Source organism: Fundicoccus culcitae (assembly GCF_024661895.1).
Lineage (GTDB): Bacteria > Bacillota > Bacilli > Lactobacillales > Aerococcaceae > Fundicoccus_A > Fundicoccus_A culcitae.
The window spans coordinates 650,824-669,585 of the sequence record NZ_CP102453.1; the positions used below are offsets into that span (position 1 = coordinate 650,824).

The window sequence follows — 18,762 nt, forward strand, 5'->3', positions numbered from 1 at the left end:
AGCCAACAAGACTATAACATGATAGGTATTTGTTGTCTTTTAAAATGTTCTTACATGTTTGAAACTAATTATTCAAAATTTCGTCTTCTTTGGTTTTGGTTATATTTTCAATTTCTTTAATGAAATCATCTGTTATTTTTTGAATATCTTTTTCATAGCCACGAACATCATCCGCTGTAATTTCATTATTTTTTTCCATTTTTTTAGCTGAGTCAAGTATATCGCGTCGAATGTTACGTACACTTACTTTAGCATTTTCTTGCTCTTTTCCGACTACTTTTACTAATTCTTCACGACGTTCTTTGGTTAAAGCTGGAATGACTAAGCGAATAACATTTCCATCACTGGATGGATTAATGCCAATATCACTTTGTAAAATTGCTTTTTCAATATCATTTAAACTACTTTTATCATACGGTGTCACGAGTAGCATACGTGCTTCTGGAATAGTAATACTGGCTAATTGATTTAAGGGAGTCGGAATACCGTAATATAAAACATTTACACGATCTAATACACTAGCATTAGCTACTCCTGCACGAATTGTGCCTAATTCTCTTTGATACGCCTCAACTGATTTTTGCATTCTTTGGCGTGCTTCTTTTAATAAATTGTCTGATGCCATCTTGGAATCCTCCTGTGCTATACGTTTATACTATTAGTATAACATAAGTCAATTTTTAACGATAGCCTTAAGCTAGATGCATTTGTAAGATTATCATGTCACATATAGCATTGATTATTTTCAACCACAAATTTATTAATTAATTTCTTGCAATTTGAAAAATACTTGCTAAAATAAAATATGATTTAAAAGAAAGACCTCTTTCGAATAAATCACTAAGCTTTGAATTACCTAGAGTAACTGTTACTTTTAATGGCCATACGGACAGCCAGGGTAAATGCCGACTTAGCGATATTCGTATCGTGTTGTAATGGATTGAAAAATCCAGAAGTTTTTGTAAGTATTAACTTACTTAGATGAGTTCATGGAGTCCCATGAATAGTCAACACAGGTGTACAGAGGTACAGGCTTTCTTTTGATGCGCACAAAAGAAATGTTTATGTTGATTATTCAAACTCCTATTTTAGGAGTTTTTTTGCTTTCATGGACGATTCGCAATCATAGGAGGTAAAAATGAAAAATAACACTTTTATCAAAAAATTACTTGTCTCTGTCACTACCTTATCCTTGTTCCCCTTACCACATTTCAATGCACAAGAAGCAACAGACACCTTCGATAGTATTAACCAAGCCTACCTGGATGCGGTTGATCCAACATATGGTTACAATATTGCTCTTCAATTAGGCGAATTTGGAACGCACGAAACCTTAGGTTATCGTCCAGCAGGATCACAAGCGGAACATGATGCGGCTGAGTATTTATTTAATGAAATGCAAGCTTTAGGTTTGTCTAATGTATCAAAAGATGTTTTCCCAGTCGATGCATGGACATTTGAAAAGGCTGACTTAACCTTTACTGATATAAATGGGAATGAACATCAAGCCATGATGGGTGGCTACCAAATTAACTTTAACACAAATGGACCAAAAGAATTTGACATCATTTATGCTGGTAAAGGCACCGAAGATGACTTAGCCAACTTAGATATCGAAGGAAAATTCTTATTGGTTGATATTAACCAACGTGAAGAATGGTGGGTAACTTACCCTGCTCTACAAGCCAAGTATAAAGGTGCAGCTGGTATTATCGTTGTTCAAGAAGCCAGTTTTAGTGAAATCAGTCCTGATTCTTTAAATGCTAATGATTTTTGTGGACCCGATGATGCCCCTGCATTCTCGATGTCGCAAACCGATGCGAATGCCTTAAAAGATGTTTTAGCTGCTAATGATAACCAAATATCCGTTACTTTAGATGCCGTATCAACTGTAGAGCGAGATGGAGAAGCCTACAATATTGTGGGTGAGATCCCAGGTAAAAATACAGATGAATCAATTATTATTTCGGCACATTACGATGCATACTTTGAAGGATTCCAAGATAACAGCATCGCCGTTGGCTTAATGTTGGGCATTGCTAAAGCCATGTTAGACAGCAACTATCAACCTGAAAAAAATATTATCTTCTTTGCAGTTGCTGCCGAAGAATGGGGTGCTGTTGATACGCGTTATGATTGGTCTAATGGTGCATACAATCAATTATTCAGCGTGCGACCAGAATGGCAAGATCAAGCCATGTATAATATAAACTTTGAAATGCCCGCTGTCGATTTCTTTGATTACCATCAATTATTGACGGTCCCTGAATTGACACCCTTTATTCAATCTTTTGTGGATGATTTGCCTGAATTAAATGAGGCTTCAGCAAAAGGCATTGAAATTGTTAGTCCTTTAACCACTTGGGCAGATGATTGGTCATTCTCCATTGCAGGTATTCCATCTGTCAGAAATGACTTCACAGATGCTGATTTTGGGGTGACTACCTACCATACTGAATTTGATAATAAAGATACCTATGATGAAGCAATCTTTGAATTCAATCATATGTTATACGGACTATTGGCTTTAGAATATGACCGGACAGCTGTACTTCCATTAGACTTTAATCGCACTTTGGATACCTTACAAGAATCAATCCAATCAGATGTTTTTGCACAAGTTTCAGTGGATGACACAGCTTTACAGACTACAATTGATGAAATCCGTCCGTTAGTGACCGAATTAAATGTCCTCATTGCCACTAAAAACCAAGCATATTTCGAGGCACTTAACAATAATCAAATGGAAGATGCCGAAGCCATTTATAATGAAACACGCGAATTAAATCGCAGCATGAAAGACGTTTATCGCTACATTCAAGATAATTTTGCTAAATTAACCTGGGAAGATGTTCAACAATTTCCACATGAATTAGCAACCAACAACTTGGATCATTTGATTCAAAGCCAAACGGCGCTTGAAGCAAACAATCCTTCCTTAGCTTTAGACGAACATTTATGGTTGGTCGATAACAATTGGTACGCTTATGATTTCAGTCGTGAAGTCTATGACCATGTAACGAACTATGTGATGGATCAACCAGATGAACGCCTATTCTGGGGTGCTGGTCGTGTGGTTGGCCATCTAAATTTGTATGATTTAATCAATCAACTACAGGCTAAGGTTAATAATCCTGATGCTGATTTTACCGAAGAATTAGTCGTTCTATCAGATGCTATCGCTAATCAAACGACTTTGCTAGACCAACTTGTAACCAAAGAAGTGACCGACTTGCAAACCATTCAAGAAAAACTCCAAACTCTTTTAAACTAAAATAAATACCCCTGGAATAAAGCCATTTTTGCTCTGTTCCAGGGGTATTTGTAAGGTTAGAGATTAAAATTGTAATGCGCGTTAAGCGCTGCGAAGGTTTCGCCGACAGGCGCTTCAATGTATAAATCAACGTTGAGTTGTTGGATGGGGAGTTTCTCCTTGTTAATCATTACCACCCGACGTCCCTTGAATTCATAAATAAGTTGATTGGCTGGAAAGACTGTCAAGGAAGTGCCAGCAATGATTAATAGATCGGATTTTTGAATAGTTTCTTTCGTTTTAGTCAAATTTTCTGGTTGAACATTTTCACCAAAAAAGACCACACCAGGACGCACAATACCATTATCCACATAACAACGGGGGACATTGTCTTTATCACGTTGTAACTCATGCGGTAAATACACCCGCTCACAATCCATACAATACCACGTACGCCCACTGCCATGAAGTTCAAGAACCCAGCGATGTCCAGCTTTTTGATGCAAACCATCTACATTTTGTGTTATTACACGTATATCATGGCCACTTTTTTCTAAGGCTGCTAGCATTTTATGGGCTGAATTAGGTTCGACCTTTCCACGTTCCGGTTCAGGACGATTAAAGAATTCGATCGGATTATTTTTAATATAACGACGATTCATGATTTTCTTAGGATCCTGATTAGCTGCTTCCATTTTAGTGTAGGTTCCTTCGCGTGAACGGTAATCAGGAATGCCAGATTCCGTTGAAACCCCTGCCCCACCATAAAATGTAGTAATATGGGCTTCTTCAATATATTGTTTTAGTTGCATAATTTGCGACTCATTCATCGATTTAGAGTCCTTTCCTTCTTTTATTAGCTATCATTATAACCCATATTTGAATTTAAGGCATCTTGTATGCTTAAGGGCGAAAATATCCGGATATAAGCATTTTTCAATGATTATATCCGGATGGTTATGTTAGTGGCCTTGAACGATGGTTCCGATTGATTCACCAAGAACAACCCGTTTAATATTGCCAGGTTTATTTAAATTGAAGACAATTAATGGAATATCATTATCCATACTCAAGGAGCTGGCTGTTGAATCCATCACTTTAAGCCCTTTAGCAATAACATCCATATGGCTTAAGTTATCATATTTAACCGCATTGGCATCAATTTTAGGATCGGCATTATAGACCCCATCCACATTATTTTTAGCCATTAAAATCACATCGGCTTCAATTTCTGCAGCTCTCAAAGCGGCGGTTGTATCAGTTGTGAAATAAGGATTACCTGTCCCACCTGCAAAAATGACAACCCGTTTCTTTTCTAAATGGCGAATAGCACGGCGACGAATGAAAGGCTCGGCTATTTGACGCATTTCAACGGAAGTTTGAACCCGTGTCGGTACATCATTATTTTCTAGGACATCTTGTAAAGCTAAGGCGTTCATAACCGTAGCCAGCATACCCATATAGTCTGCTTGAGCTCTTTCCATACCCATTTCTTCACCAACTGACCCGCGCCAAATATTTCCACCACCGACAACGATAGCAATTTCAACACCTAATTGATAGATTTCTTTAATTTCTTCTACCATTTCTTTGATGACTTTAGGGTTAATACCAAAACCGTCTTCCCCAGCCATGGCTTCTCCACTTAATTTTAACACGATTCGTTTATACTTTACTTCTTCCACGTAGCTCACTCCTTTAGGTGGATTCTTTCTTCTAAAAAAGCCCCAAGATGGGGCTTCAAAATATAAAATTATTTTTTCATTTGAGCTGCTACTTCTTCAGCAAAGTTTTCTGAACGTTTTTCCATACCTTCGCCGACTTCAAAGCGGACGAATTTTTTAACTTTACCATTTGAAGAGCCAACATATTGAGCTACTGTTTGGTCAGAATCTTTAACGAATGGTTGGTCATTTAATGAAATTTCTGATAAGAATTTGTTCATACGACCTTTAATCATTTTTTCAACGATATTAGCTGGTTTGCCTTCGTTTAAAGCAATTTCAGTTTGGATTTTTTCTTCGTGGGCATATTCTTCGTCTGATACTTCAGTACGATCAACATAACGAGGGTTAATAGCTGCAACGTGCATAGCAACGTCTTTAGCTTTTTCTTCATCAGTATCGCCTTCGATTAATGTTAAGACACCAATACGTCCACCCATATGTGAATATTCACCAAATGCATCAGCATCTGATTTTTCAAGAACTTCAAAACGACGTAAAGAAAGTTTTTCTCCGATAACATTGGTAGCTTCTGAAATAGTTGTTGAAATAGATTTTCCATTAACTTCCATAGCTAAAGCATCTTCTAAGTTAGAAGGTTTACCTTCCGCAATTGCTTTAACAACATTAGCTACTAATTGTTGAAATTGTTCATTTTTAGAAACGAAATCTGTTTCAGAGTTCATTTCAATAATGGCAGCTGTATTACCATCAATATAACTTGCTGTCATACCTTCAGCAGCGATACGGTCAGCTTTTTTAGCTGCACTAGCTAAACCTTTTTCACGTAAAAAGTCGATGGCTTTATCTTGATCACCATCCGTTGCGACTAAGGCTTTTTTAGCGTCCATCATACCTACACCAGTGATATCTCTTAATTCTTTTACCATTTTTGCAGTAACGTTTGCCATATTATTGCATCCTCCTTGGTATTTATCTCTTAAAAAAACTGTCTTAAAACAGGATCCAAGCTTTTAGAGCCTATGGTTAATCTGAATTAAGACAGTCGTCTTTTATATTATACTACATTTAAAATTCAAATAATATTAATCTGATTAAGCTTCAGTTGTTTCGGCTTCTTCAGTTGCTTCATTTGTTTCAAACAAGTTATCAAAGAATTCTGTATCCGAAACCTCATCTTCAGATTCACTTGCGCCTTGGTTTGATTCAATAATAGCGTCAGCCATTGCTGTTGTGATTAATTTGATTGCACGAATCGCATCATCATTTGATGGAATAACGACATCAATTTCATCTGGATCACAGTTTGTATCCACCATAGCTACGATTGGAATATTCAATTTGTGTGCTTCTTTAACAGCAATACGTTCTTTACGAGGATCCACAATGAAGATAACATCAGGGATTCTTGGCATATCTTTGATTCCGCCTAAGAATTTCTCTAAACGATCTTGTTCTTTACGGATTTCTAAAACTTCTTTTTTAGGTAGAACATCAAATGTTCCATCTTCAGCCATTTTTTCGATATCTTTTAATCTTCTAATACGTCCTTGGATAGTATCCCAGTTGGTTAACAATCCACCTAACCAACGATGGTTAATGTAGTATTGACCCGCACGTTTAGCTTGTTCTTCAATCGCCTGTTGTGCTTGTTTTTTAGTACCAACGAATAAGACAACACCATTATTAGCAGAGGCTTCACGCATATAGTTATATGCTTCATCCACTAATTTTACTGTCTTTTGTAAATCGATAATATAAATACCGTTACGTTCAGTAAAGATGTATTTTTTCATTTTCGGGTTCCAGCGACGTGTTTGGTGTCCAAAGTGTACACCTGCTTCTAACAATTGTTTCATAGAAATAACTGCCATAATTTTTTCCTCCATTTGGTTTTCTATTTTCCTCCGATTATTTCATTTAAAAACTAGACTCCCGTGAGAAAGCACCCTAGCCCCTATCCATAATCGTGTGAATTTGGTTTTTACACCGTTTATTATTGTACATGATTTTCGCATAAGATACAAGGATTAAATCTAAATTAATCGTTTTTTATTCATTTAATGCTTATTTAAGTTTACTTTGTCTAACACCTAAAAAAGCGTCACCTCTTTCTTGAGATAACGCTATGAATTCGAAATTAATCTTCCAAATACCCTAACCGTCTTTCTTTAATATCTTCCCAAATCAAGTTTCTTTGTTGTTGAAGTATTTCAGCACTTAAGGTTAATTCTTCTGCCAATGTCTGCAACAAGCTATCGATGTATACTTCAACTTCCATCAGATGAAACAAAACTAAGCTTGTCCTCATGACAAGGAAATCCCTTATTGTACAGACCCCTTCTTCTTCGATGCCATAAATCAAAGCCAAGGCTAAGGCTAGCGGATAATGATAACGCTCAGCATAATGGGAGGCTTTGTCTATATATGTCATCACTTTTTGACTATTACTCCCATACAGTTTGGCCAACCAATCGGCTTCTTGCTCATTCATTCCAAGTTCGATAAACAACAACTTATTAGTTAACATCACTTGATCATAGTCTTCAACCTCAAATTCACCACCTGATATTTTGTAGTGTGCTGAGTTTATGGCAGGGATATTTATTTGAAAGAAGGTTTTTAGTCGTTCAATGACCACTTTCATCACATCATTAGCCATTTGCCGGTAATCAGTGAGTTTACCACCTGCGATTGTCACTAGACCTGATGGGCTCACGCTCAAGTGACTACCGCGGGATATTGAGGAGGGACTATCTTTTGTTTCTTGTTTAAAGAAACTGCTATTGGCTAAAATTTGCTCCACTTCTTCACGACTTAAATTATTTTGGTGATAATCAGTAAATAGTTGATTCAACAAATCGAAAGTCGCATCATCCAAAGTTTGCCGACGGCTACCATTATAGTCAACTATCGCTGAACTTTGAATCAAAGGTCGCAAGCCAGCCCAAGAACTTTCAATATCTTTCATTTGAATGTGGGCTTTTGGAAAACGTGAATTGATGATATTAATTAAGTAATCAACATCGATTTGTGTAGGTAAAGGCTGATTCAAGTCACCACGATAATCCGTATCTGTGGTACCAAAATAGGTTTTATCGCCTTGAGGCAAGACAAATATCATGCGGCCATCAGCCAATCCTGTATCAAAATAAACGGGATGACTGACGTTTAATTTGCTCTTATCCACCACCAAATGGATGCCTTTAGTTAAACGCAATTGATTCGGCTTATGGTCTAAAGGATCCATTTCCCGCAATTCATCACTCCATGGTCCTGCAGCGTTCACAACTACTTTAGCCCTTATAATAAATACCCCATGCGTTATTAAGTCTTGAACTTTCACCCCGACAATTTGGTCATCTGCATAGACTAATTCCACAGCTTTGACATAATTAAGGATGGTGGCCTTATTTTGATACGCTGTTTTTAAATGTTCAATCACTAGTCGACTGTCATTGTTTCGAAAATCTAAATACATGCCTCCACCGATTAAACGTTGGCTATCGATTTCAGGTAATAAAGCCATTGTCTCCTCTTTGGATAGCATCCGATGTTTCCATGGTCCCTCAGTGATACCTGCGAGTTGGTCATATAAAGCCATAGCGGTCTCAATTTCTAATAGCGAAAACGGCGCGCCAACTTCTTCATAAATGGGCATAATCATCAAGGATGGTACAGGAATATGGGGGGCAATTTGTTGTATAACAGCCCGCTCTTTAACCGTTTCAGAAACAACATCAATATCAAATTGCTTCAAATAGCGAATACCGCCATGCACTAATTTCGTCGAACGGCTACTAGTGCCACCAGCAAAATCTTGCATGTCAATGAGTGCCGTTTGCATACCACTGACACTCGCTTGATGGGCAATAGCTGCGCCTGTAATGCCGCCACCTATGATTAAGATGTCAAACTCTGTTTCTTGTAGCGACTCGATGGTCATCGGTCGATTTTTTATGGATAAAGCTGTCAAACCTATTCCCCCACTCAACTATCTTCATTAACTAATTCTGCATAATATTCGGTTGTTTTAACCGCTCTTTGCCAACCTTTTATTAACCGTCGACGATGTTCATCTGACATGTTTGCAAAATACTCATTACCGGGTGTCACAAATTGCATTAAATCCTCACGGTTTTTCCAAAAACCTATGCCTAAGCCTGCTAAATAAGCTGCCCCTAAAGCCGTTGTTTCTAAGTTTTTAGCACGCGTTAATTTAACCCCCGTTATATCCGCTTGAAATTGCATCAAAAAGTCATTGAGCGATGCCCCGCCATCAACGCGAAGTTCTGTAATCGCTACATCCGTATCCAAACGCATCGTATCTATAATATCATTAACTTGATAAGCAATGGATTGTAAAGTCGCTTGGGCTAAATCGGCTTTAGTCGTCCCTCTTGTCAGCCCAAAAAGGGAACCTCTAGCATGTGAATTCCAATAAGGAGCGCCTAAACCTGTAAATGCAGGGACTAAGTAGACTTGATCTTCATTATCGGATTGAAAAGCTAAAGCTTCTGTTTCAGCCGAGTTTTCAATGAGTTGCAAGCCATCTCTTAACCATTGAACGGCACTACCTGCCACAAATATAGAACCTTCTAGGGCATAAGTCACTTCACCATCTAAAACGTAAGCAATGGTTGTTAACAAATTATGCTTGGATAGAAATGCTTCTGACCCTAAATTGGCTATGATAAATGACCCTGTTCCATAAGTACTTTTGACCATTCCTGGTTCAAAGGCTAATTGCCCAAATAAGGCCGCTTGTTGGTCACCTGCCATCCCCGTGATGGGAATTTCATAATTAAAAAACAAATAACTCTTTGTCGTTCCTAATAATTCCGAGTTGGATTTTACTTCCGGCAACATTTGTCTAGGGATATTTAATAGATTTAAAATATCTTGGTCCCACTCGAGAGTATGAATGTTAAATAACATGGTGCGTGACGCATTGGTATAATCGGTATTATGGACGTCACCATCCGTTAATTTATACAACAACCAACTATCAATTGTTCCAAATAATAATTCCCCGGCTTCAGCCCGTGCTTGTGCGCCTTCAACTTGATCTAAAATCCAACGGATTTTTGTTGCCGAAAAATAAGCATCAATCACTAAACCTGTTTTCGCTTGAATCATTTCTTGATGGCCATCTTGTATAAGTTGTTCAGCTAAGTCAGCCGTTTGCCGCGATTGCCAGACAATCGCATGATAGATAGGTTTGCCTGTCTGTTTGTCCCAAACGACCGTCGTTTCACGTTGATTGGTTAAACCAATGGCTGCAATTTGGCTAGGATTAATTCCCCCATCAATGAAGGCTCCAGCGATAACTTGTTGCACATTATTCCAAATTAAGTTGGCATCGTGTTCAACCCATCCAGGTTGCGGATAAAATTGTTCAAATTCAGCTTGACTTGACCCAACAATTTCCCCATCGTGATTTACAATAATCGCTCGCGAACTTGTCGTCCCTTGATCAATCGACATAATGTATTTCGCTTCTGTATTTACCATACGTTCCTCCTTTATGTTTGTAAGCTAACAACAATTGTTCAATTCATTAATTTATGCTTTAATGTGAGTAAGAATAATTAAATTAAGGAGCCTTTTTATGACCACATTATTTAATTACCTTTTGCGGAACAAAGAAAAATCATTTGACGATATGTATTTTAATGAAGTTGATCTACTCCTTATCAATGAATTAAGTTATTTTCCTTTGGATCATTACGTCACAAACTCATTTGATGTGGCACAAGCATTTACCCTTAGTAAACTCGCTCAAGTCCTTGGTCCCAGCCTACCCCGTCTCCACCAATATCAATCGCTGATTTTAACTAGGGATCGGATTGAATTATTCAATATCATGGCAAACTCTATCCGTTATTCTAATATTAAACTGTATGCGTTTTATAATCAAATTTCAATTGATATTGAATTGCAATTTTCAGCGCTTTGCTTCGATATTCCTAATCAGTACACCCTTGTTGCTTTTAGAGGCACGGATGATTCGATTATTGGTTGGAAAGAAGATGCCTACATGGCATTCCAACAAGTAATCCCTGCTCAACAAATGGCCGCTGACTATTTAAACGCCATGCCCATCAAAAACGATAAACCCATTCTTTTGAGTGGCCATTCAAAAGGGGGTAATCTGGCGGTTTATGCAGCCTCTCAAGCAAACATTGAATTACAAAACCAAATCCAAGTCATCTTTTCGTTCGATGGTCCCGGCTTTCAACCCCAAATAAATAACACCCAACAAATGCAGGCGATTTGTCGCAAACTCATTCACATTATTCCTGAAGATTCCATCGTGGGTATGATGTTAGAACATAACGTACCCGCTCTTGTCATAAAAAGTAGAAATAGTGCCTTTGTCCAACACGATCCTATTAATTGGATTATAGTCGATAATCATTTTGAAGTCATTGATTCGGTTTCGGATTTCAGTCGATTAGTCGATCTGACGATTAAAGAATGGACAAATCAATTGAATGAAGAGGATATGAAGCGTTTTATCGATATAATTTTTGATTTAATTGATCAAACACAAATCCAACGGTTGGAAGAAATTAATCAAAATAAAGTCTCTTTCTTTCGTAGTTTCTTTACCTACATGAATGCATTAGATGTAGAATCACGACAATTTATCGATGAAATTGTCATGCAACTTGTTCAAATCTTCCGTAATTTGTTTAAAGAATACCGCAACCAATCATTAGTTGACATGAAAGATAAAGCCATTCAATGGTTCAAGCCCATTACTTTCTTGGAATACTTTACAACCAATTTCCCAAGTTTAATTAACAAAGAAGAAGAAATTTCTATTCCTGTAAAACCACAAAATCAACCCATAGATAATGAGCAAGAGGAAGTATGATAATAAATAAAAACCGAGCGTCTAAATAATTGTGTGATCATGACAACACAATTATTTAGACGCTCGGTTCTATTGGCTCATTATTTAGAGTGTTTACGCATCACTTTCGGTTTAGCAAGGATTTCAGCTACGATAATACCTTGACGCAACTTTTTGGCATTTATATTGCGATATTTGTTGCCTTGCTTGGAAGATTTCCGCCTATCAGCAATAAATTCCACCTGGATTAAATCATCATCTGTTATAAAATCAGGCATGTCCTGATCAATTTCATTATAGTAGTCTTCAACCGCATCTAACTCCGCTTCAAAATCATGTGCTTCATAATCTTCAGATAACTCAAAACTTTCAATGTCTTCTTGGGTCATTATACGCCTAGTCTTAGCTGGAACAGCCGTTTGATAAACACGCTGCGTTTGCTTCCCTTGGTTTCGTTGTCTTGAAGACTCAGGCTTTTTAGTTTCAGCCGCTTCATTTAAAGCAATAGTCAACCGTTTAGTTAATGATCCTTTGGTTAAAGGTTGACTTTGCTTGTTTCTACTTGATTGATAAGGTAACTCTTCGGCTGCCGCATAAGTTTGTTGTTGCGCTGCATGCCTTGCTTCTTTACGTGTCATGGCTCGTGTTTTAGGACTAGATTTTAATACTGCCGTTGACAAAGTGCGAAGACCTACCAATAAAAAGATCAAAAAGATTAAAAATTCCACATGCATCACCCCTCTACGTTATTTTGAGGCGAACCACCCTTTTGGATACATCTCTCTGCCTGAATGACATCAACGAAGGCTTCCATTATTCCAATTCCTCTCCATCGGTTTGAGGAGCATCCTTAGCAATTGAGTCACGCATAGCTGTATCCGAGCGGATATTTTCTAAACTGTAATAATCAAACACACCTAAATTACCATTGCGAAAGGCTTCGGCGATAGCTAATGGTACTTCTGATTCAGCTTCCACAACTTTAGCGCGCATTCTTTGGACTTCAGCAATCATTTCTTGTTCTTGTGCGACCGCAAACGCACGACGTTCTTCGGCTTTCGCTTGTGCAATTTTCTTATCCGCTACGGCTTGATCGGCTTGTAATTTCGCCCCAATATTGCGACCGACATCAACGTCTGCGATATCAATCGATAGAATTTCAAAGGCTGTCCCCGAATCAAGACCTTTTCTTAAAATGGTTTGTGAAATTGAGTCAGGGTTTTCTAATACTTCTGTATGGTATTTAGCACTACCAACGGTGGTAACAATCCCCTCGCCGACACGGGCAATAATTGTTTCTTCACCAGCACCCCCAACCAAACGCTCAATGTTAGCTCTAACCGTAACTTTCGCTTTGGCTTTTACTTCAATCCCGTTCATAGCAACACCAGCAATCACAGGTGTTTCAATAACTTTAGGGTTAACTGACACTTGAACTGCTTCAAACACATTCCGACCGGCTAAGTCGATGGCTGCCGCTTGTTCAAACTCCAAATCAATATTAGCACGTTGCGCGGCGATTAAAGCATCAATAACCAAGTTAACGTTCCCGCCAGCTAAGTAGCGGGCTTCAAGTTGATCAGTATTTAAGGTTAGCCCTGCTTTAGTCGCTTTAATTAAGGGGTTAACAATGTCAGATGGTGTAACGCGACGTAGACGCATTCCAACTAAATTTCCAATACTAACTTTAGCTCCTGAGAAGTAAGCCGTAATCCATAAGCCTACAGGTACAAAGCGGAAAAACAAAGCAATCAGTATAATAACAACGATAGCGATAATTATCGCAGGTATATATGACATATCAGAATTTGAAAACGATGAACTTTGGAACATATTATCCCTCTTTTCTTACATAGATTTTTGAACCTTCAACACGTTCAACATAAATGGGTGTATCGGCAGGCAACATATCTTCATTACTTACGACCTCAAACAACTCACCATCAAAACTAGCTCTACCAACGGGGCGAAGTGCAGTCACAGTGACCCCTTTTTGATCAATCAGATAATCAAAATTCTTACTGCTAGAATAGCCACTCTCACTGTTCATCGATGTATTTAAAATAAATTGAGGACTTATTTGTAATTCCCTACCCATAGCTAAATGGATGGCTCCTGTTATGAGTGTCGTGGCTAAAAAGGCAATAACTGCAATGAGAACAGAAATAACATCATCATGGACAAGGTAAAACGATATGACCATGACAACTAAGCCGATCAGACCTGTTATTCCAAAGTCTGGAACATAAAACTCAATAATCACTAAAACGAGTCCAAGGACAAAAAGCAAATAAATCAACCAATTATTCTCTGGTAGTCCGAAATAACCACCAAAAACGACCAAACCTAAACCTACATATAGCATCGAATGCCGCATAAACACAGCTGTCGTTAAGATAGCGGCACCTAAAACTAATAAGGCAATATTTAAAAACATGTCATTTCCCCCTTTCTGATACCATTATACCATTTTATTGATTTCATGCATAATATAATTGACAATTTCAGTCTAAATTAGGATTATTTTAACAATTCAATTTAATGCTATTTATGATTTTCTAAAACATTTAATTTTGCTTTAGCTTCTTTTTCTTCGCGACGTCGCATATCAAATTTAACTAATTTATAAACGGTTGCGCCTAAAGGCACCCCAATCAACATACCGGGAATCCCGAGTAGACCTCCACCAATCGTTACGGCTACCAGAACCCACAAACCAGGTAAACCTAGTGAATTACCCACAACTTTTGGATAAATAATATTGCCTTCAATTTGTTGTATCACAATAATAAAGACCAAGAAGCCAAGAGCTTGCATCGGCGATTGAACAAATATCAGTATAAAACCAATGGCACCGGATAAATAAGCCCCAATCAATGGGATTAAAGCGGTCACACCTGTTAAAACACCAATCATCAAGGCGTAAGGCATCCTTAAAATCCACATACCAACGGCTACCATAGAACCTAAAATAAAGGCTTCGATAACTTCCCCGGTAATAAAATGATCAAAAGATTCATCCGTTACGGATAGAACATAGAAAATTTTATTATAGACATTTTCAGAAAAATAAATTCGAATCAAGCGTTTAAATTGAGCGCCTAATTTTTCTTTTGAGCTTAAAATATAAATGGCAATCATTAAAGATAAAAAGCCATTAACGATAAATGAAAACATGGAGCCAACCGTTGATAAAGTCGATCCAACCAAGCTTGATGAAAGATTGTTTAAAACATTGACAATATTACGGACCATGTTAGACCAATCAATATCCAATCCATCAACAATAGCCGACAATTGAGGGAAATATTCGCTATACTCATTAGCAAGATCTTCAATAAATACAACTAGTATGGGAATGGATTCAATTAAGCCTAAAACAACTGAAATCAATTGTGGAATAATTAAGCCTAAAATAATTAATATGACGGTTAAAATAGTGATAATGGCAAGAAAAATACTCATCGGCCGCCGCATTTTAATTAAGGTAGAATTAGTCGTTTTCGGGAACCATATTTTCTCAATCCGCATCATCAAAATATTAATGATGTAAGCCAAAACGCCACCTACTACTAATGGCGAAGCAACACTCCATGCAACACGCACAGCCCCTACGACAATATCCCAATTTAACACGGCTAAAAATAACACAGCGACAAGTATTATATAACTAACGATTTTCTTATCTTTATCTGTCACTTATACACACCCCTTCTCGTTGGCTAATTATATCATTGACCGAATTAGATTTAAAACAATACGAGTAGCAGTGGGATGTGATTGATTGAAAAAATCTCATAAAACTTTCATATCTAGCATAATATCTTTATAATGAGAATAATTACTAATTTTAGCTATAAGGAGAGCTGTATGTCTATTGTTTTGAAAATGTATGCTACATTAATGCCTGTTATTTTTGCAGGGGTAGCTAACATGCTTTTTTGTAAGTCTAATGTCTTAGCTCAATGGGCGGTACCGATGGATCGGGGTAAACGCTTATGGGATGGCAATAGGCTTTTTGGTGATAATAAAACGTGGAAAGGTTTTTTGGGCATGATTGTTTTTGGGATTATATTCCAACTTTTATGGTCTATCCCCTTTCTTTTAATCCCCCAAATGAATCAATATCATTACATATATGCCGATTATCCCAATCAATTAACATTAAATATTGGGTTTGGTTTTCAACTTGGTTTGGCATACGTCTTATTTGAACTTCCTAATAGCTTTATTAAACGCCGTTTGAATATTCTACCAGGTAAAACTAGCACAAACAAAATCCTTAAAGTGATATTTATTTGGGTGGATCAAGCAGATTCGATTATTGGATGCACATGGGTTATCTCTTTGTACGTGCATTTAAGTGGGTTGGAATGGGCTGGTTTCATTGTGCTCGGATCACTCACACATATTTTAATCAATGGTCTGCTGTATCAACTTAAATGGCGGCGTAATCGTTTTTGATAGGAGGTAGTTAAGCGTGATTGAACAACTTAAACATATACAAACAACAAATGAATCATTAGGTGGTAAAATTAATGGTTTAATTCAGCTTCAACAGTTAGGTTTTCGGGTGCCTAATGGTATGGTTATTGATGCCCTTGAAGTAACTACTTGGTGGCTGAGCCATTTTCCAGAATGGAATGATGTAGCTGCCTTGAGACAATTAAGGGATGAAATGATACGTGCAAGGATAGATCAACTTGTATTGCCGGAAACACTGATAAATAGCCTTAAAAACTTTATTAAAGTTGGTCAAACCTATATTGTACGGTCAAGTGGCTTGTTAGAGGATCAAGCTCAAACCTCATTAGCGGGATTTTTTGATTCGACGTTAAATTGTCAGTCACTTAACGCTATTATTGCTGGCATTAAAAGAAGCTTGGCTTCGCTCTTCAAAAAAGACGTTTTGCAATATTGGCAGGAGCAACAACTACCCCTTGATCAGTTGCGGATGGCACTGATTATCCAAGAACAAATTCCAGCTAGCCTGGCTGGCGTTGCTTTCTCAATGGATCCTGTGACAAATGATGATCAAGCGATAGTTGTCGAGTATACTCAAGGCTCTAATGAGCAGCTCGTTCAAGGTCAAATAACTCCTGTGCAAGTAAGGCTTCCATGGAAGCGAGCAGCTGAATATGTGATGGCTGACTTATCTTTAAAAGAAAGTAAAGCCTTAGTGGATGCCGTGCTTAATTTGAGTAGGCATTTTGGGTTCCCCCTTGATATTGAATTTGCTTTTTACGAACAACAATTATATCTTTTACAAGTGCGGCCGATTACTTACATTCCAGCGATTACAACACAAGGCAGTTGGACCACCGCTAATTTTAGAGACGGTGGGGTTGCAGCTCAGGTTATCCCTCATTTAATGGGGTCGTTGTATCATGCCTCTTGGCAAAAAGCCCTCAGTCAGTTTTTAATTGATAACAACTTATATGAAGCTGACCAAATACCCCATTTAATGATTGAAAAATATGCACGTCCCTACTGGAATATTGGTATTGTTAAAACGGTTATGCAAAAAATTCCTGGTTTTATCGAAAGAGAATTTGATGAAGAATTAGGGGTTCAAAAAAATTATTCTGGCGATGGCCGCAAAAGTCGTTTATCCTTAAGTAGCCTATTGTATACCTTAAAAGTGGCCTTTAAATTAAATCAAACAACCAAGTTGCATCAAGCTTCTAGTCAAAAGATCCACACCGCTTTATTGGACAATTATGAGCGACTAAATCAAGCAATTATGAGTCTGTCCGCTCAGTCTCCGCGACAAGCCATAGAATTATTATGGATAATGATTATCGAGGATGCTTACATGGAAGCCGAAACGAATTATTTCAAACAAGTGTATATAAATACGGTTCAGCTTTCAATGAAGAAAACTGCTTTATTAAACATATTAACCCAAGAACAGCTATTTCAATTGTTAGCCCATATCGGAAATATTTCACATTTAAAACCAAGGCAAGCCTTGATTGACATTGTCGCTTTGATTAAAAAGGATCCAGATATCCATGATTTATGGAGGGAAAATAAGGCAGCTTTTTTAGAGGAATGGATTAAGCAACATCCCCAACACCCTATCGTTAAAGCCATATTAAATTTTCAAACCGAATTCGGTTATCATTCCCAACGTGAATTGAATTTACTTGAACCTTCCTATAGTGAAAGTTTAGCAACGATTGTCGACATGTTGCAGTGGTATTTATTACAAAAAGAAGCTTTTGAAGAGGTGGAAGCTTTAACACTAGATGATATTAAACAATTAGTCAGTAAGATGGTTAAACCGAATCAAGTCAACAAAGTCGTCAAGCAAGTCGTCTATTTAAGAAATTTAATGTGGTGGCGTGAAGAATTTAAAGATATCTCCACACGTTATTACCATATGATTCGTCAAATCACCTTAAAATTAGGAGAACGCTATCAACAATTAGGTTTTATAGCAGAAAGCCATCACTTATTTTATGCCACAAAAGAAATGATAATGGCGTTTATTAAAGAGGAGTGTTCGCTTATGCAGCTGCAAGAGGAAATCCAACAAAATCAGCAGTATACGCAAGCCTATCGAAATTATAATCCTCCAGGCGATTTGTTTGAGTCAATTCAATCGGAGGAGCCTACAGATGGCCTAGCAAGGCTAAAAGGCCTTGGCGCTAGTAATGGAATAGTCACAGGCGTGGTTCGGGTGCTGAGTGATTTGAATGACATTCATCATTTACAAGCCGGTGAAATCTTAGTTACCACCTTCACGGATACGGGTTGGTCGTATGCGTTTAGTAGGATTGCGGGTTTGATTACTGAAACGGGCGGGGTTTTATGTCATGCTTCCATCGTGGCACGTGAATTTGATCTTCCCGCCATTGTCGCTGCCCAAGGTGCGACAACACAGCTGAAAACGGGGATGACCATCAGCATGGATGGTCATACAGGTGAAATAATAATTCAAGAAAGTAGGTGACCCA

General features: G+C 37.7%; 15 protein-coding genes. 4 read left to right on the forward strand and 11 right to left on the reverse strand.

Annotated elements, in window-relative coordinates; translation table 11 throughout:
* Positions 1-64: 64 nt before the first annotated feature.
* Positions 65-625 (reverse strand): ribosome recycling factor, encoded by a 561-nt coding sequence (gene frr / locus NRE15_RS03010; protein ID WP_313794140.1) that lies wholly within the window; start codon positions 623-625, stop codon positions 65-67.
* A gap of 513 nt (positions 626-1,138) precedes the next feature.
* Between frr and NRE15_RS03015 the strand changes: the two genes are divergently transcribed.
* Complete coding sequence (locus NRE15_RS03015) at positions 1,139-3,274, forward strand: M28 family peptidase (protein WP_313794141.1); 2,136 nt, start codon at positions 1,139-1,141, stop codon at positions 3,272-3,274.
* 56 nt (positions 3,275-3,330) lie between these two features.
* Here NRE15_RS03015 and NRE15_RS03020 read toward each other — a convergent pair whose 3' ends face one another.
* The 6 genes from NRE15_RS03020 to glpK form a co-directional block, all read right to left on the reverse strand.
* Complete coding sequence (locus NRE15_RS03020) at positions 3,331-4,083, reverse strand: NAD-dependent protein deacylase (protein WP_313794142.1); 753 nt, start codon at positions 4,081-4,083, stop codon at positions 3,331-3,333.
* Between the two features lie 132 nt (positions 4,084-4,215).
* Complete coding sequence (gene pyrH / locus NRE15_RS03025) at positions 4,216-4,887, reverse strand: UMP kinase (protein WP_390887190.1); 672 nt, start codon at positions 4,885-4,887, stop codon at positions 4,216-4,218.
* 119 nt (positions 4,888-5,006) lie between these two features.
* The gene (gene tsf / locus NRE15_RS03030; RefSeq protein ID WP_313794144.1) at positions 5,007-5,888 is read right to left on the reverse strand and encodes a translation elongation factor Ts; all 882 of its coding nucleotides are present in this window, start codon (positions 5,886-5,888) and stop codon (positions 5,007-5,009) included.
* A 144-nt stretch (positions 5,889-6,032) separates the two neighbouring features.
* The gene (rpsB, locus tag NRE15_RS03035; RefSeq protein WP_313794145.1) at positions 6,033-6,812 is read right to left on the reverse strand and encodes a 30S ribosomal protein S2; all 780 of its coding nucleotides are present in this window, start codon (positions 6,810-6,812) and stop codon (positions 6,033-6,035) included.
* Between the two features lie 266 nt (positions 6,813-7,078).
* On the reverse strand, positions 7,079-8,914 hold the full coding sequence (locus NRE15_RS03040; RefSeq protein ID WP_313794146.1) for an FAD-dependent oxidoreductase: 1,836 nt from the start codon (positions 8,912-8,914) through the stop codon (positions 7,079-7,081).
* Positions 8,915-8,928: 14 nt separating this feature from the next.
* Positions 8,929-10,452 (reverse strand): glycerol kinase GlpK, encoded by a 1,524-nt coding sequence (glpK, locus tag NRE15_RS03045; protein WP_313794147.1) that lies wholly within the window; start codon positions 10,450-10,452, stop codon positions 8,929-8,931.
* Positions 10,453-10,549: 97 nt separating this feature from the next.
* Between glpK and NRE15_RS03050 the strand changes: the two genes are divergently transcribed.
* Positions 10,550-11,821 (forward strand): Mbeg1-like protein, encoded by a 1,272-nt coding sequence (locus tag NRE15_RS03050; protein ID WP_313794148.1) that lies wholly within the window; start codon positions 10,550-10,552, stop codon positions 11,819-11,821.
* 80 nt (positions 11,822-11,901) lie between these two features.
* Here NRE15_RS03050 and NRE15_RS03055 read toward each other — a convergent pair whose 3' ends face one another.
* From NRE15_RS03055 to NRE15_RS03070, 4 genes are all read right to left on the reverse strand, one after another.
* Positions 11,902-12,528: a hypothetical protein gene (locus NRE15_RS03055; protein ID WP_313794149.1), complete on the reverse strand. Its 627-nt coding sequence runs from the start codon at positions 12,526-12,528 to the stop codon at positions 11,902-11,904.
* 85 nt (positions 12,529-12,613) lie between these two features.
* Entirely contained in the window at positions 12,614-13,600 is a 987-nt protein-coding gene (gene floA / locus NRE15_RS03060; protein ID WP_390887191.1) for a flotillin-like protein FloA, read from the reverse strand.
* Between the two features lie 34 nt (positions 13,601-13,634).
* Complete coding sequence (locus NRE15_RS03065) at positions 13,635-14,237, reverse strand: NfeD family protein (RefSeq protein ID WP_313794151.1); 603 nt, start codon at positions 14,235-14,237, stop codon at positions 13,635-13,637.
* A 107-nt stretch (positions 14,238-14,344) separates the two neighbouring features.
* Positions 14,345-15,499 (reverse strand): AI-2E family transporter, encoded by a 1,155-nt coding sequence (locus NRE15_RS03070; RefSeq protein ID WP_313794152.1) that lies wholly within the window; start codon positions 15,497-15,499, stop codon positions 14,345-14,347.
* 171 nt (positions 15,500-15,670) lie between these two features.
* Here NRE15_RS03070 and NRE15_RS03075 point away from each other — a divergent pair, with 171 nt between their 5' ends.
* Both NRE15_RS03075 and NRE15_RS03080 read left to right on the forward strand, forming a co-directional pair.
* Positions 15,671-16,264, forward strand: a complete 594-nt coding sequence (locus NRE15_RS03075; RefSeq protein WP_313794153.1) for a CDP-archaeol synthase — start codon at positions 15,671-15,673, stop codon at positions 16,262-16,264.
* A 16-nt stretch (positions 16,265-16,280) separates the two neighbouring features.
* On the forward strand, positions 16,281-18,758 hold the full coding sequence (locus tag NRE15_RS03080; protein ID WP_313794154.1) for a PEP/pyruvate-binding domain-containing protein: 2,478 nt from the start codon (positions 16,281-16,283) through the stop codon (positions 18,756-18,758).
* Positions 18,759-18,762 lie beyond the last annotated feature (4 nt).

What these genes read in the sequence shown, in the direction of transcription:
- floA (WP_390887191.1), bottom strand. Translation starts at nt 13,600, where the DNA reads ATGTCATATATACCTGCGATAATTATCGCTATCGTTGTTATTATACTG.
- NRE15_RS03050 (WP_313794148.1), top strand. Translation starts at nt 10,550, where the DNA reads ATGACCACATTATTTAATTACCTTTTGCGGAACAAAGAAAAATCATTT.
- pyrH (WP_390887190.1), bottom strand. Translation starts at nt 4,887, where the DNA reads ATGGCTGGGGAAGACGGTTTTGGTATTAACCCTAAAGTCATCAAAGAA.
- tsf (WP_313794144.1), bottom strand. Translation starts at nt 5,888, where the DNA reads ATGGCAAACGTTACTGCAAAAATGGTAAAAGAATTAAGAGATATCACT.
- rpsB (WP_313794145.1), bottom strand. Translation starts at nt 6,812, where the DNA reads ATGGCAGTTATTTCTATGAAACAATTGTTAGAAGCAGGTGTACACTTT.
- frr (WP_313794140.1), bottom strand. Translation starts at nt 625, where the DNA reads ATGGCATCAGACAATTTATTAAAAGAAGCACGCCAAAGAATGCAAAAA.
- NRE15_RS03015 (WP_313794141.1), top strand. Translation starts at nt 1,139, where the DNA reads ATGAAAAATAACACTTTTATCAAAAAATTACTTGTCTCTGTCACTACC.
- NRE15_RS03075 (WP_313794153.1), top strand. Translation starts at nt 15,671, where the DNA reads ATGTCTATTGTTTTGAAAATGTATGCTACATTAATGCCTGTTATTTTT.
- NRE15_RS03065 (WP_313794151.1), bottom strand. Translation starts at nt 14,237, where the DNA reads ATGTTTTTAAATATTGCCTTATTAGTTTTAGGTGCCGCTATCTTAACG.
- NRE15_RS03020 (WP_313794142.1), bottom strand. Translation starts at nt 4,083, where the DNA reads ATGAATGAGTCGCAAATTATGCAACTAAAACAATATATTGAAGAAGCC.
- glpK (WP_313794147.1), bottom strand. Translation starts at nt 10,452, where the DNA reads ATGGTAAATACAGAAGCGAAATACATTATGTCGATTGATCAAGGGACG.